A 14294-nucleotide genomic window follows, 5' to 3' on the forward strand; every position below is an offset into this window, starting at 1 on the left:
AAACCCAGCAAACCAACACCCGACCCCAGTCAACTGTTCACCGTGATCAACGGCGTGGGCAACGAAGCCCTGCTCGCCAACCTCAGCGAAACCCTCGCCTCGGCCAATGCGATGATCAATGACCTGGCGTTCGACCTGGACAGTTCGCGACGACACGTTGCGCTGGGCATCCTGCAACTGATCGAAATGGGCGCAATGCTGGCCAACCGTGCGCTGGACAACGTCGAAGCGCGCTAGCCGCCGCTGCACATCACCCCTGTGGCGAGGGAGCTTGCTCCCGCTGGGTGGCGAAGCCGCTCCAAATTTCTGCATCAGCAAAAAACTTGGGCCTGCTACGCAGTCCAGCGGGAGCAAGCTCCCTCGCCACGGGTTTTGGGTTAACCCAGATTCCCGGTCCGGCAGCGGGCTGTGTTTATTCGGTTGTAGGATCCTTCGCGTTAGGGCTACGTCGTCTTGCGCCGTTACCTACAACTACGCCAGAATCCGCCGGCTTGTGCGTCTTGGGGCCGGGCTTTACTGTTGCTCGGTCGCTGAAAATCAGCGATCGGGTTTGGTAGCCCGGCTTTCTGGTGCAAGTGCAGCCTCATGCAGGGGACTTCTACAACCTCTGTCTTATGGTGGTCATGCGCAGGGCGTCCTCGGACGCGCCGGGTTGCCAGGTAACCGGTCTACCAACCTTCGTATGGCCACCACCCTTCGTTTGGTAGCGAGGATGATGGCTCCAATTTCTTATCTGGAGTTTCATCTATGTTCAAAGTAACCCCGAATCCTCCCGACACCGATCCAGCCGACGCGAAGGCATTCGACGAAGCCGCCGACCGCGCCCTCGATTACTACCTCAAGCCCAAACCCAGCAAACCAACACCCGACCCCAGTCAACTGTTCACCGTGATCAACGGCGTGGGCAACGAAGCCCTGCTCGCCAACCTCAGCGAAACCCTCGCCTCGGCCAATGCGATGATCAATGACCTGGCGTTCGACCTGGACAGTTCGCGACGACACGTTGCGCTGGGCATCCTGCAACTGATCGAAATGGGCGCAATGCTGGCCAACCGTGCGCTGGACAACGTCGAAGCGCGCTAGCCGCCGTTGCACATCCCCTTTGTGGCGAGGGGATTCATCCCCGCTGGACTGCGCAGCAGTCCCAAGTTTTTTGCCAATGCATAAATTTTGGGGCGGCTTCGCCACCCAGCGGGGATAAATCCCCTCGCCACAAAGGGAGTTGCGTGCAATCCAGGGACAAATCCCCGCCTATACTTCTCTGCCAATCCCCCCGGGGCCTGCACTTCCAACAATAAAAAGCAGAGGTGGAACATGGTCTGGCAACAAGTCTACGATCCCTTCGGTAATGCGGTGCTGTCGACGTTCCTGGCGGCGGTTCCGGTGGTGGTGATGCTGGCGTCCCTGGCATTCTTTCATGTCAAGGCGCACCTCGCGGCGCTGTACGCCCTGGCCTCGGCGTTGCTCATCGCGATTTTTGCCTTCGGCATGCCGGCCAACATGGCCGGTTCGGCGGCGCTTTATGGTGCGGCCAACGGGCTGCTGCCCATCGGTTGGATCGTGCTCAACATCATCTTCCTGCACCGGCTGACCACCGAGAACGGTTCGTTCAAGGTCCTGCAGGATTCCCTGGCGCGCATCACCGATGACCGCCGCTTGCAGCTGCTGTTGATCGCCTTTTGTTTTGGCGCGTTCTTCGAAGGCGCGGCGGGTTTCGGCACGCCGGTGGCGGTGACTGGCGCGATCCTGATCGGGCTGGGCTTTTCGCCGCTGGCCGCCTCGGGCCTGGCGTTGATCGCCAACACCGCCCCCGTGGCGTTCGGCGCCCTGGGCACGCCGATCATCACCCTCGCCAAGGTCACCGGGCTCGATGAAATGGAGCTGTCGATGATGGTCGGTCGGCAGTTGCCGTTCTTCTCGGTGATCGTGCCGTTCTGGCTGATCTGGGCGTTCGCCGGCTGGCGCAAGATGCTGGAGATCTGGCCGGCGATCCTGGTGGCCGGCGTCAGCTTCGCCATCCCGCAGTTTCTGGTGTCGAACTTCCACGGGCCGATGCTGGTGGACGTGATCGCCGCGCTGATCTCCATGGCGTGCCTCACCGGGTTCATCAAGGTCTGGAAACCGGCCACGATACATACCTCCGCAGCGCTGTCGGGCCGACACGATGATTCGAAGATCGACGCCAGCGAAGCACAGGCGCCGGTCGCCAGCGCCGCGTTTGCCAATGATGCCCGTCCCGCCGTGCTGCGCGCCTGGATGCCGTGGATCATCCTCACGGTGTTCGTGTTTGCCTGGGGCACCCAGGGCTTCAAGAACATCTTCGACACCCGCCCGGCCATCGACCCGCAGACGCAATCGGCCAAGCTCGACCCACAGGGCAAACCGATGCGCGAAGCCAATCCGATCTTCTCGCCCCTGCTGACCTTCGGCACCATCCACCAGCAGATCGAAAAGGTCCCGCCCGTGGTGCCCCAGCCTAAAACCGAGGAAGCGGTCTACAAATTCAACTGGTTCACCGCCACCGGCAGCGGCATCTTCTTGGCGGCGGTTCTCGGCGGCTTGCTGATGGGCTATTCGATCCCGCAACTGGTGCGCCAATACCTGCGAACGTTATGGGTGGTGCGCTATTCATTGATCACCATCGTGGCGATGTTGGCGTTGGGCTTTCTGACGCGTTATTCGGGCCTGGACGCGACCATGGGCCTGGCGTTCGCCGCGACGGGCATTTTCTACCCGATGTTCGGCACGCTGCTGGGCTGGCTCGGCGTGGCACTGACCGGTTCGGACACGGCTTCCAACGTGCTGTTTGGCGGATTGCAGCGGGTCACGGCGGAACAACTGGGAATCAGCCCGGTGTTGATGGCTGCCGCGAACAGTTCAGGCGGGGTGATGGGCAAGATGGTCGACGCCCAATCGATCGTGGTCGCCTCGACCGCAACCCGCTGGTACGGCCACGAAGGGGAAATCCTGCGCTATGTGTTTTTCCACTCGGTGGTGCTGGCGATCCTGGTGGGCGGGCTGGTGACGTTGCAGGCGTATGTGGCGCCGTTCAGTCACATGGTGGTGGGCGGACGTTGACCGAGGACCGGGCATGATCGGGTTGTTGTGGCGAGGGGATTTATCCCCTCGCCACAGGCAAGCCTTTACAGCCGGTAGGCTTGCCTTTCTAGCAGGGTATTACTGAACGTTCTTCAGCTTGACCACATCACCGGACACCGAGGTGGTGTAGCCGGTCAGGACCCAGGCCCAGAACCAGTTTTCCTGGACTTGGGTGTTGATCATGGCGTCGCCGCCCTTGGCCTGGATTGCCGCGGTCTGGGCACGGACGAAACGGTTGTTCTGGCGGATCGGGATCACGCCGAACAGCAGCAGGCCGGTGGCCTTGGCTTCGCTGTGACCGACGACGGTGTATTGGCTGCTGTCGTACTGCTGGGTCTTCATCGGGGTGCCGGTGCAACCCGCCAGGACCAGGCCGAACAGTGCGCCGGCGACAACTTTGCTGATGTGGTTCATTTGAGGCTCCATGGATAAACGCCCGGGATCCATCTCTCGGGCGGCGCGTACTCTAACCGATCAGCAATAAAATGACACAACATCCTCTGCCCATTTCAGGGCTCGAAAGGCCCATGGCAGAGCCATTCGTCAGGTGCGCCTCCAGCGAAACAGACTCGCGTCGATAGCATGAAAACTACGCCACGGAAGGCAGTTTCTTGTCTTGACGACCGCCAGGTAACGGCCGGTCCCGTTGGAGGGTTTCATCATGATCGACGTAACAGTCTGGAGCGTTACCCTGCCGGTGCAAACGCCCGCGCAGGTCGTGGCGACCAAAGCCATGCCAAGTTTGAAAAACAAATATTTCGACAATAACGGCCAGCGGATCGTCTTCTGGGCGCCCGTCACCGGCTCCCATACCGGTAACAGCAAATTCCCGCGTTCCGAACTGCGGGAAACCAGCAAGGATGGGAAGCATCGCAATTGGCGCTACAACAGCGGCACCAACACACTCAAGGGCGAACTGTCGGTCAACCAGGTGCCGTCGGAAGGCCGTGTGGTGGTGGCGCAGATTCACGCCAAGAATGCCCCGACGCCGTTGTTGAAACTGGTTTACCGCTACGAAAAGGGCACCGGCAACATTGACGTGGAATACCGGGTCAAGCCCAACGACAAAAAGAGCCCGGTGATCTACACCGTGCCCAAGGTGCCGTTGAACAAATCCTTCTCCTACACGTTGCAAATGGACAAGCAAGGCCAGCTCACGATGCTGATCGGCAGCAGCGGCAAACAGGTGAAGCTGGACAAGTCCTGGTACGGCTACGACTTCTATTTCAAGGCCGGCGTCTACACGCTGGACAACAAGGGTTATTCCAACGAAGGCGGGAAAGTGACCTACACCAAGCTGAGCGCCAGTCACAAGTGACTGACGCTCTTCCCACATTTACGCCTTGGACGGTGCCACGGCCGCTTGACGACCACTGAAGGTCAACAGGAAACCCACGAACACCACCAGCGCAAAACCGGCCGGGAACAGCCAGATGCTTTTCCAATCATGGCCGCCTTCCACCACGAAATGATCGGTCACCTGCCCCGCCACCCAGAAACCGATCAACATCCCCACGCCATAAGTCGCCAGGGTGATCAAGCCCTGGGCTGAGCTGCGCAGGTGTTTCGGCGCCTTGGCGTCGGTGTAGACCTGCCCCGAGACAAAAAAGAAGTCGTAGCAGATGCCGTGCAGGGCGATGCCGATGAACAACATGAACGCCAGCTCGCCGTTGTCGCCGTAGGCAAACAGCACGTAGCGCAACGCCCACGCCAACATCCCCACCAGTAGCGCCAACTTGATGCCGAAGCGCTGGATGAACAGCGGCAACAGCAACATGAACAGCACCTCGGACACCTGCCCGATGGCCATTTTCGCCGTCGGGTTGGTCATGCCGGTTTCGGCCAGGAAGGGATTGGCGTTCTGGTAATAAAACGCCAGGGGGATGCAGATCAGGATCGAGGCGATGAAGAACACTAGGTAGCTGCGATCCTTGAGCAGGCCCAACGCATCGAGCCCCAGGGATTGCTTGATGCCGCTCGCACTCGCCTGCTCCTTGAGCGGTGCCGTGGCGGGGAGCGTGAAACTGTAGAGTCCGAGGACCAGCGAGGCGATGGCCGCCATCAGGAAGGTGTTGCGCAAGCCACCGGATGCAATCGCCTCGCGCGAATCCCAGGCGAACACGAAGCTGATCACCACGCCCGCGGCGATCCAGCCCAGGGTGCCCCAGACCCGGATGCGTGAGAACTCCAGCGCCGGGTCGCGCATTTGCCGGAAGGCCACGGAATTGACCAGGGCCAGCGTCGGCATGTAGATCACCATGTAGGCCAGCACGAAGGGGTAGAACGCGCCGAAATCCAACGCCGAATAAAGCTGATACAGCAACACCGCGCCCACCAGGTGCAACACCGCCAGGATGCGCTCGGCGTTGAAGTAGCGATCGGCGATCAGGCCGATCACGAACGGCGCGATGATCGCCCCCCAGGACTGGGTGGCGAAGGCCATGCCGACCTGCCCGCCACTGGCTTGCAGCGTGCTGGACAGGAACGTGCCGAGGGTGACGAACCAGCCACCCCAGATAAAGAACTGCAGGAACATCATCACGCTGAGGCGTGCGTTTATCGTGGTCATGGCTGTCACCGTCTTGTTGTTCTTGTGAAATTTGAAGCCTCGTTTAGAGCACTTTGTGGCGAGGGGATTTATCCCCGCTCGGTTGCGAAGCGACCGCAAAAATTTGGGGGGCGGCTGCGCAGCCCAGCGGGGATAAATCCCCTCGCCACAAGGGTTACGTCATCGCATTGGGGGCAACCCCAACAACCGCCGGTTGGATGCCTCATCCGCCGTGACTCCGGCAAAATCATCGAACGCCTTGGCCGTCTTGTTGATCATGTGCCGCTGGATGAACGCCGCGCCCTCGGCCGCGCCCTGTTGCGAATCCTTCAGGCAGCACTCCCACTCCAGCACCGCCCAGCCATCAAAGCCGTATTGGGTCAGCTTGCTGAAAATCGCCTTGAAATCGATCTGCCCATCGCCGAGGGAACGGAACCGGCCCGGGCGATCCACCCAGCCCTGGTAGCCGCCATAGACACCGGAGCGGGCGTCGGGGCGAAACTCGGCGTCCTTGACGTGGAACATGCGGATGCGCGCGTGGTAGCGGTCGATGAAGCCCAGGTAATCCATCTGTTGCAGCAACAAGTGGCTGGGATCGTAGAGAATCGCGGCCCGTGGATGATGGTCGACCGCCTCGAGGAAGCGCTCGAACGAGGCGCCGTCGTGCAGGTCTTCGCCGGGGTGGATTTCGTAGCACAGGTCCACGCCCGCCGCATCGAAGCAATCGAGGATCGGCCGCCAGCGCCGGGCCAGTTCGGCAAAGCCTTGCTCGACCAGGCCCGAGGGGCGCTGCGGCCACGGGTAGATGTACGGCCACAGCAACGCACCGGAAAACGTCGCGTGGGCCTTGAGGCCCAGGCGCTGGCTGGCGCGGGCGGCCAGCTTCAGTTGCTCGATGGCCCACTCGGTACGCGCCTGGGGCTGGCCGCGCAGGTGGGCCGGGGCGAAGTCGTCAAACAACGCATCGAACGCCGGATGCACCGCCACCAATTGGCCTTGCAAGTGCGTCGACAATTCGCTGATCTCGACGCCGGCCGCTGCGCACGTGGCCTTGAGTTCGTCGCAATAGGCCTGGCTCTCGGCGGCCCGGGCCAAGTCGATGTAACGCGTGCCCAGCGTCGGCACCTGGATGGCTTTGTAGCCCTGCGAAGCGGCCCATCGGGCGATATTCGCCAAGCTGTCGAACGGCGCTTCGTCGGCCATGAACTGCGCCAGGAAAATCGCCGGCCCGCGCAGGCCGCGCGATGTTTGGTCGAGAGTCTTCACAGCTGCGATTCTCCGGTTTCCAGCGCGGTCCACTTCGCCTCGCCACGGTGATTGATGATGGCGGCCTCGATAAACGCCATGCCGCGTAAACCGGTTTCGATGCCAGGTACGCCCGGCACATCAGGGCCTTCGACCCGGGCACGAATGGCCTGGGCGAAATCGCCGTAGAGGTTGGCCATCGCCTCCAGATAACCCTCCGGATGCCCCGCTGGCAGACGCATCCGCCGAGTCGCCGCTTCACACAGCCAAGGCTGGCCGACACCACTGCGCAGGACGCGCAGCGGTTGGTCGAAGGCGCGATGGATCAGGCTCGACGGTGCTTCCTGGCGCCACTCCAGCGCGCCTTTGTCGCCATAGACGCGAATCTTCAGCGGGTTTTCTTCACCGGTGCAGACCTGGCTGGCGAGCAACACGCCGCTAGCGCCGCCCTCCATCTTGAATAGCATCGCGGCGTCATCGTCCAACTGCCGCCCCGGAACATGGCTGCCCAACGCGGCGCATAGCTGCTGGATCGGTTGGTCCGCGACGAACTCGGCCAGGGAAAACGCGTGGGTGCCAATGTCGCCGATGCAACCACCCAAGCCAGACCGGGCCGGATCATCGCGCCATTCGGCCTGCTTGTTGCCCTGGGCGGCGACGTCCTGGCTGAGCCAGCCTTGGGGATACTCGACGAACACTTTGCGCACCCGACCGATCACCCCCGAACGCACCATTTCCCGGGCCTGCCAGACCATGGGATAGCCCAGGTAAGTGTGGGCCAGGCCGTAGAGGCAACGACTGTCTTGCAGCACGTCCCTCAAGGCCAGCAACTCCTTGAGATTCAGCGCGGCGGGCTTCTCGCTGAACACGTGGAAGCCGGCCTTCAGCGCTTGGCTGGCAATCGGTGCGTGGAGGTGATTAGGCGTGACGATCACCAGCAATTCCATGCGCTGATCCAGCGGCAGCAGCGCTTCGTCGTCGAGCATCTGTTGCCAGTCGTGGTAACAACGCGATGCCGCCAGCCCCAACGCCGCGCCGGTCTGCCGGTTGTTATGAGGGTCGCGACTGAACGCGCCGCACACCAGCTCGAAACCGCCGTCCAGGCCCGCGGCCTGACGATGGGCCTGGCCGATGAATGCGCCCTCCCCACCGCCGACGAAGCCCATTCTTATTTTCGGTGCTACAGGATTCATCGCGATTCTCTTCTGTCCGGATCGATGATGTAACCGGTTACATCATGACGGGAATCTAGGCTTGGTTTTGTCGCCTGTCAAACGCTATGGAACAGGCTTGAGATGTGTCGGGCGACAAACCTGCGGTAAGCTCGCCGCCATGCCTGGGTCGCCAGGCGCCGAATCGAGGTGCCCTTGTCCAACATCCGTGAAGTGGCCCGGCTGGCCGGCGTGTCGGTGGCCACGGTGTCCAGAACACTGAAATCTCCCGAACGCGTGCTGCCCGAGACCCGGGACAAGGTCAACGCAGCGGTGCTCCAGGCCGGCTATCGACCGAACCTGATGGCGGTGCAGTTTCGCTCCCGGCGCACCGGCAACCTGGTGATTCTCGTGCCGACAATCGCCAACACGTTTTTCGCCCGGGTCATCAGCGGCGCCCAACAAGCGGCGCAAGCGGCCGGCTATCGGCTACTGCTGTGCGACACCCAGGGCCGCGAAGCCATCGAGCAGGAATTCGCCGCGCTGGTCTACGCCCATCAGGCCGACGGCGTGATCCAGTTGCGCGCCAGCGACCCCTTTGTCTCATTGCCTCCCGGCACCGACGCGCTGCCCCTGGTCAACGCCTGCGAGGTGGTCAAGGACGCGCCCTACCCGACCATCAGCCTGGACAACCGCGGTGCCGCGCGCGCCATGACCGAGCATTTGATCGGACTCGGCCATCGTCGCATCGGCATCATCAAGGGCCCGCGCAGCAGCCCGCTGACCCTCGACCGCGTGGCCGGTTACCAAGATGCCTTGGGCAACGCCGGTATCGCCCTCGATCCTGAATTGGTCTGCCACGGCGACTTCACCCTCAAGGCCGGCTACGACGGCGCCGGGACGATGCTCACACTGGCCGAGCGCCCCAGCGCGCTGTTCTGCGAGAACGACGAAATGGCCATCGGCGCGCTCAAGCGCATCAAGCAGATGGGCCTGCGGGTGCCCGAGGATATTTCCCTGGTGGGTTTTGACGACATTCCGTTCGCCGCGTATTGCGATCCGCCGTTGACGACCATTTCCCAACCGGCAGAAACTTTTGGTCACAAAGCCGTGGAGATGCTGATTGCCTTGATCGAGAAGCGCCCCATCACGCAGCGGCATGTGCTGCTGCCGTTCGAGTTGACCGTGCGGGGCAGTTCGGCTCCCCTGGTAGGTTTCCGTTCCGAGCCAGACCGCTAAGACCAGGGCCGCTGCGCGCGCCAGCGGGAGCAAGCTCCCTCGCCACGGGGATATCTGCTACTGAGCGCATACCTCCGGCTAGGCGAGATTGCTTTTGTGGCGAGGGAGCTTGCTCCCGCTGGGGCGCGAAGCGGCCCCGAATCAAACTGATTACGAAAGTTCTTTGCTCGTGCTTACTCGCCACCACCCAATACCCTTGTTTCGACTACAGTGGAAAGACTCTGCATAAAGCCATAACAAGACGGAGAGTCCTCAATGCGAGTCAACAAGCGCTTCACCCTCCTGGCCGCCGCCGCAACCTTGGCGGTCGCCGCCACCGCCCAAGCTGCCCCCCCCGGTGTTTATCAACATCCTGACCGGCGGCACCAGCGGTGTGTATTACCCGATCGGCGTCGGGCTTTCCCAGATCTACAGCAGCGGCATCGAAGGTTCCAAGACATCGGTACAGGCCACCAAGGCTTCGGTGGAAAACCTCAACCTGCTGCAAGCCGGGCGTGGGGAGCTGGCGCTGGCCTTGGGCGATTCGGTGGCCGATGCGAAAAACGGTGTGGAAGATGCCGGCTTCAAGGCCCCGCTGACCAAGCTGCGGGCGATTGCCGGCGCCTACCCCAATTACATCCAGATCGTCGCCAGCGAAGAATCGGGGATCAAGACCCTCGCGGACCTCAAGGGCAAGACCGTTTCCGTCGGCGCGGCGAAATCCGGCACCGAACTCAACGCCCGGGCGATCTTCAAGGCCGCCGGCCTGACCTACAACGATATGAAGGTCCAATACCTGCCCTTCGCCGAATCGGTGGACCTGATCAAGAACCGCCAACTGGACGCCACCCTGCAATCCTCCGGCCTGGGCATGGCCGCCATTCGTGACCTGGCGTCGACGATGAAATTGAACTACGTGTCGATTCCCACTGACGTGGTACAGAAGATCGGCAACCCGGCCTACCAGAGCGCCATGATCCCCGCCAACACCTACGACGGCCAGGCGGATGCCGTGCCCACCGTGGCCATCACCAATATCCTGGTAACCCACGCGGATGTCCCGGACGAAGTGGCCTATCAGATGACCAAGCTGCTGTTCGACAACCTCCCCCGCCTGGGCACCTCCCACTCGGCGGCCAAGGACATCACGTTGAAAAACGCCGCGAAGAACCTGCCGATCGCCCTGCACCCCGGTGCCGAGCGCTACTACAAGGAAGTGGGCGCGCTGTAGCCCTTGGCACTGCAACGGCGCCCGTCGCCGTTGCAGCATTGCGTTTCGCATCCGCACGTCGACAACAGGCAGGCATCTCATGAGTGAAGACCAGCACGGCATCGCCACGGACCCGCGGGACTGGCCCAAGACGCTGTTCTACGTGGCGTTGCTGTTTTCCATATTCCAGATCATCACGGCGGCCTTTTCACCGGTGTCCAGCATCGTACTGCGGGCAGTGCATGTGGGCTTTTTGCTGTGGGTGGTGTTTTTGAGCTACCCGGCCCACGGCAAGCAACGGCCCTGGCAGCCCTTGGCCTGGGCCTTGAGCCTGGCGAGCGTGGCGACGGCGCTCTATCAATGGGTGTTCGAGGCCGACCTGATCCAGCGTTCCGGCGACCTGACGACCGCGGACATGGTCATCGGCGTCATGCTGATCGTGCTGGTGTTCGAGGCGGCGCGGCGGGTGATGGGCATCGCCTTGCCGATCATCTGCGGCCTCTTTCTCGCCTATGGCCTGTTCGGCGAACACTTGCCAGGCGAACTGGCCCATCGCGGCTACGGCGTCGATCAAATCATCAACCAATTGGCCTTCGGCACCGAAGGCCTGTACGGCACGCCGACCTATGTATCGGCCACCTACATCTTCCTGTTCATCCTGTTCGGCGCGTTCCTGGAAAAGGCCGGCATGATCAAGCTGTTCACGGATTTTGCCATGGGCCTGTTCGGCCACAAGCTGGGCGGCCCGGCGAAGGTGTCCGTGGTGTCGTCGGCGCTGATGGGCACCATCACCGGCTCGGGCATCGCCAACGTCGTGACCACCGGCCAGTTCACCATTCCGCTGATGAAACGCTTTGGCTACAAGGCCGCGTTCGCCGGCGGCGTGGAAGCGACGTCGAGCATGGGCAGCCAGATCATGCCGCCGGTGATGGGCGCGGTGGCGTTCATCATGGCCGAGACCATCAACGTGCCGTTCGTGGAGATCGCCAAGGCCGCGCTGATTCCGGCGTGCCTGTATTTCGGCTCGGTGTTCTGGATGGTTCACTTGGAAGCCAAGCGCTCCGACCTCAAGGGCCTGCCCAAGGACCAATGCCCGAGCGCCTGGGGCGCGGTCAAGGAGAGCTGGTTCCTGCTGATCCCATTGGCCGTTCTGGTCTACCTGCTCTTTTCCGGCCGCACGCCGCTGTTCTCCGGCATGGTCGGGCTGGCGCTGACGGCCATCGTGATCCTCGGCTCGGCGATCATTCTCAAAGTGTCGAACTACGCCTTGCGCTGCGCCTTCTGGGTCGCGCTGGGCATCCTTTGCGTCGGGTTCTTCCGGCTCGGTATCGGCATCGTATTCGCGGTGATCGGCGTGCTGGTGGTGGCCTGCTGGTTCATGAAAGGCACCCGGGAAACCCTGGTCGTCTGCCTGCACGCCTTGGTGGACGGCGCCCGGCACGCCGTTCCGGTAGGGATCGCCTGCGCCTTGGTCGGCACCATCATCGCCGTGGTCTCGCTGACGGGCGTGGCGTCCACGTTCGCCGGCTATATCCTGGCGATCGGCAAGGACAACCTGTTCCTGTCGCTGCTGCTGACCATGCTCACCTGCCTGGTGCTGGGCATGGGCATCCCGACCATCCCGAACTACATCATTACCAGCTCGATTGCCGCGCCCGCGCTGCTGGAACTTGGCGTGCCGCTGATCGTGTCGCACATGTTCGTGTTCTATTTCGGCATCCTCGCCGACCTGACCCCGCCAGTGGCCCTGGCCTGCTTCGCCGCCGCGCCCATCGCCAGGGAGAGCGGCCTGAAGATCAGCTTCTGGGCGGTGCGCATCGCCCTCGCCGGCTTCGTCATTCCATTCATGACTGTGTACAACCCGGCGTTGATGCTGCAGGGCGACAATCTGTGGATGACGGCGTACATGGTGGTCAAGACGTTGTTGGCCGTCGGGCTCTGGGGGATGGCTTCCACTGGATACCTGCAACAGAAAATGCCGGTCTGGGAACGCCTGATGTGTTTTGCCGCCGGCGCGATGCTGGTGGTTGCCCTGCCCCTGACCGATGAGATCGGCTTCGTGCTGGGTGCGCTGCTGATTTTCCAGCACGTCTGGCGCTCACGACGTGTCGGGCGAGCCTTGGCGTGATTGGCTTGTGCCTGGGCTTGTCCGGCGTGGTCTGGGCACACCTTGAACTCAGCGAGTTCACGCTGGCCTGGAACCACACCATCGAGAAGATCCGTTGGGAGGAGGATTATCGGGTCAGCGAACAGGGCCTGATCCTGGGTGAGGCCAGGGTCAAGGGCAACGGCGCCGGCATGGAAATACCCGAGGGCGCTCGGCTGGAAAACGGCAGTTGGCGATACCACCGCGAACTGCCGCCGCTGCAACCGCTGAAGCTCGGCCGCACACCCCAGGCCGGCGACTATCAGCTGTGTCATGCCGGCGTTTGCCAGCCGATGGCGCATTGGCTGGGGCCGCCCGATGCGCAACAACCGGCCGTGGAATTGTGGAGTTGCCCGCTGTAATCGCTCAGTCAGCGCTGATGGAGCGCCACGCTGCTTGCGCCAATAATTCCCGGTGAATCTTCGGACTGGAGGGCACTCGCCCCGCCAGCCATGCCCGGCAATAACTTTCAGCCGCGCCGATGATCAGCGAGAACATCAACTCGGCGGGATAGCGCTTGAGCGCCTCGCCCTGCTCTGCGGCGCTCAGCCACTGCCACAGTTGACCGTTACGTGAGGTGTTGCGGCTGGCGAGCTCGTCCTTGAACGGTCCCTTGGTTACCGCAAAGCGCGCGTGATACTGGAAACGCGCCCATTCGGGCTGGCTGTCCACCCAATCAACGTAGCTGTAGATCAACGCTTGCACGCCCTGTTCGGCGGTTGTCGCCTGGGACAGATATTGCTCGCGCAAACGCGCCTGATCCTCCAGGGCGGTGAAGAACAGCGCCGCCACCAAGCCTTCCTTGTTGCCGAAATGATGGTAGATCGCGCCGACGCTGGTCTGGCATTCGGTGCGGATCATTTCAATGGTGGTCGCCTCGATGCCCTGCTCGTTGAACAGCGCCAGGGCCTTGCGAAAGATATCGCGCTTGAGCTCGGCCCTTCTGCCGGGGAAGGCGCGTTCGAGTAAATCTGCTGTTTCCATGCTTGGCATTAACCGGTTCGTTGGATGGACCGGGCGCTGGGTTGCCCGTGATGAAGTGAGCACAGCTTGACAGATTCGCCACCAACAGAATACCGTTCCGTTACAGAACATTATTCTGTAAAAGAACATCATTCCGCAAAATCACTCGTCAGCGAGGCTTCACATGAATCAGGTTCTCGGTATGTTCAACAGCGCAGGTCCGGACGCCTTCAGCAAAATGGCCTGTCAGATGGCGCCGTACTTTTCCACCATCAACCCTCTGGTCACAGAGTTGCGCCAGGGCGCGGCGACCGTGCAGGTGCCGTTTCGCAAGGAAATCACCAATCACCTGGGAACAGTCCACGCGATCGCCATGTGCAACGCCGCCGAGTTGGCTGCGGGCATGATGACCAACGTTTCCATTCCGGAAGGCGCCCGCTGGATTCCCAAAGGGATGAGCGTGCAATACCTGGCCAAGGCCAAGAGCGATGTGACGGCGGTTGCGAATGGCGACGAGGTGGACTGGCAGACCGAAGGCGACAAGATCGTGCCGGTGGACATTCATGACGTGGAAGGCAAGAAGGTGTTCACGGCGCAGATCACCATGAACGTGAAGCTGGGTTGAGGCAGAGGGCGTCCAGGACGCCCTCTATCCAATGATTGTGAAAATCGTGGCGAGGGGATTTATCCCCGCTGGGCTGCGCAGCAGCCCCA

Annotated in this window: 13 protein-coding genes and 1 pseudogene; 9 read left to right on the forward strand and 5 right to left on the reverse strand. The window is 62.0% G+C overall.

Features of this window, described 5'->3' with window-relative positions; translation table 11 throughout:
* From JMN22_RS11465 to JMN22_RS11475, 3 genes are all read left to right on the forward strand, one after another.
* Positions 1-237, forward strand: a 237-nt coding sequence (locus tag JMN22_RS11465) for a DUF6124 family protein (protein ID WP_202334972.1), incomplete at its 5' end; no start/stop codon positions are given.
* A gap of 510 nt (positions 238-747) precedes the next feature.
* Positions 748-1083 (forward strand): DUF6124 family protein, encoded by a 336-nt coding sequence (locus JMN22_RS11470; RefSeq protein WP_030141374.1) that lies wholly within the window; start codon positions 748-750, stop codon positions 1081-1083.
* Positions 1084-1314: 231 nt separating this feature from the next.
* Positions 1315-3078: an L-lactate permease gene (locus tag JMN22_RS11475; RefSeq protein WP_198798347.1), complete on the forward strand. Its 1764-nt coding sequence runs from the start codon at positions 1315-1317 to the stop codon at positions 3076-3078.
* Positions 3079-3177: 99 nt separating this feature from the next.
* On the opposite strand, the gene JMN22_RS11480 is transcribed toward JMN22_RS11475, so the two are convergent.
* Positions 3178-3513 (reverse strand): hypothetical protein, encoded by a 336-nt coding sequence (locus JMN22_RS11480; protein WP_030141372.1) that lies wholly within the window; start codon positions 3511-3513, stop codon positions 3178-3180.
* Between the two features lie 247 nt (positions 3514-3760).
* On the opposite strand from JMN22_RS11480, the gene JMN22_RS11485 reads away from it, so the two are divergent.
* Entirely contained in the window at positions 3761-4417 is a 657-nt protein-coding gene (locus tag JMN22_RS11485) for a polysaccharide lyase family 7 protein (protein ID WP_030141371.1), read from the forward strand.
* An 18-nt stretch (positions 4418-4435) separates the two neighbouring features.
* On the opposite strand, the gene JMN22_RS11490 is transcribed toward JMN22_RS11485, so the two are convergent.
* From JMN22_RS11490 to JMN22_RS11500, 3 genes are all read right to left on the reverse strand, one after another.
* The gene (locus JMN22_RS11490; protein ID WP_198798348.1) at positions 4436-5668 is read right to left on the reverse strand and encodes a nucleoside permease; all 1233 of its coding nucleotides are present in this window, start codon (positions 5666-5668) and stop codon (positions 4436-4438) included.
* Between the two features lie 159 nt (positions 5669-5827).
* A complete protein-coding gene (locus tag JMN22_RS11495; protein ID WP_337248689.1) occupies positions 5828-6913 on the reverse strand; it encodes a sugar phosphate isomerase/epimerase family protein in 1086 nt (361 codons plus the stop codon).
* Positions 6910-8085, reverse strand: a complete 1176-nt coding sequence (locus JMN22_RS11500) for a Gfo/Idh/MocA family protein (protein WP_033864575.1) — start codon at positions 8083-8085, stop codon at positions 6910-6912. Before JMN22_RS11500 ends, JMN22_RS11495 begins: the two co-directional genes overlap by 4 nt.
* Before the next feature lie 174 nt (positions 8086-8259).
* Here JMN22_RS11500 and JMN22_RS11505 point away from each other — a divergent pair, with 174 nt between their 5' ends.
* From JMN22_RS11505 to JMN22_RS11520, 4 genes and pseudogenes are all read left to right on the forward strand, one after another.
* The gene (locus tag JMN22_RS11505) at positions 8260-9282 is read left to right on the forward strand and encodes a LacI family DNA-binding transcriptional regulator (RefSeq protein ID WP_198796065.1); all 1023 of its coding nucleotides are present in this window, start codon (positions 8260-8262) and stop codon (positions 9280-9282) included.
* A gap of 255 nt (positions 9283-9537) precedes the next feature.
* Positions 9538-10492 (forward strand): annotated as a pseudogene (locus JMN22_RS11510) (TAXI family TRAP transporter solute-binding subunit).
* Between the two features lie 79 nt (positions 10493-10571).
* A complete protein-coding gene (locus JMN22_RS11515; protein ID WP_198796064.1) occupies positions 10572-12599 on the forward strand; it encodes a TRAP transporter permease in 2028 nt (675 codons plus the stop codon).
* Complete coding sequence (locus JMN22_RS11520; protein ID WP_030141364.1) at positions 12596-12979, forward strand: DUF1850 domain-containing protein; 384 nt, start codon at positions 12596-12598, stop codon at positions 12977-12979. The genes JMN22_RS11515 and JMN22_RS11520 overlap by 4 nt, the downstream gene beginning before the upstream one ends.
* A 4-nt stretch (positions 12980-12983) precedes the next feature.
* On the opposite strand, the gene JMN22_RS11525 is transcribed toward JMN22_RS11520, so the two are convergent.
* A complete protein-coding gene (locus JMN22_RS11525; RefSeq protein WP_030141363.1) occupies positions 12984-13601 on the reverse strand; it encodes a TetR/AcrR family transcriptional regulator in 618 nt (205 codons plus the stop codon).
* Positions 13602-13764: 163 nt separating this feature from the next.
* On the opposite strand from JMN22_RS11525, the gene JMN22_RS11530 reads away from it, so the two are divergent.
* Positions 13765-14205 (forward strand): hotdog fold domain-containing protein, encoded by a 441-nt coding sequence (locus JMN22_RS11530; protein WP_030141362.1) that lies wholly within the window; start codon positions 13765-13767, stop codon positions 14203-14205.
* Positions 14206-14294: the final 89 nt, after the last annotated feature.

Origin of the sequence: Pseudomonas sp. HB05 (assembly GCF_016756915.1) — a bacterium.
GTDB classification, from domain to species: Bacteria; Pseudomonadota; Gammaproteobacteria; order Pseudomonadales; family Pseudomonadaceae; genus Aquipseudomonas; species Aquipseudomonas alvandae.

Coding starts and splice junctions, on each gene's coding strand:
- JMN22_RS11470 (WP_030141374.1), top strand. CDS start 748: ATGTTCAAAGTAACCCCGAATCCTCCCGACACCGATCCAGCCGACGCG.
- JMN22_RS11475 (WP_198798347.1), top strand. CDS start 1,315: ATGGTCTGGCAACAAGTCTACGATCCCTTCGGTAATGCGGTGCTGTCG.
- JMN22_RS11480 (WP_030141372.1), bottom strand. CDS start 3,513: ATGAACCACATCAGCAAAGTTGTCGCCGGCGCACTGTTCGGCCTGGTC.
- JMN22_RS11485 (WP_030141371.1), top strand. CDS start 3,761: ATGATCGACGTAACAGTCTGGAGCGTTACCCTGCCGGTGCAAACGCCC.
- JMN22_RS11490 (WP_198798348.1), bottom strand. CDS start 5,668: ATGACCACGATAAACGCACGCCTCAGCGTGATGATGTTCCTGCAGTTC.
- JMN22_RS11500 (WP_033864575.1), bottom strand. CDS start 8,085: ATGAATCCTGTAGCACCGAAAATAAGAATGGGCTTCGTCGGCGGTGGG.
- JMN22_RS11515 (WP_198796064.1), top strand. CDS start 10,572: ATGAGTGAAGACCAGCACGGCATCGCCACGGACCCGCGGGACTGGCCC.
- JMN22_RS11525 (WP_030141363.1), bottom strand. CDS start 13,601: ATGGAAACAGCAGATTTACTCGAACGCGCCTTCCCCGGCAGAAGGGCC.
- JMN22_RS11530 (WP_030141362.1), top strand. CDS start 13,765: ATGAATCAGGTTCTCGGTATGTTCAACAGCGCAGGTCCGGACGCCTTC.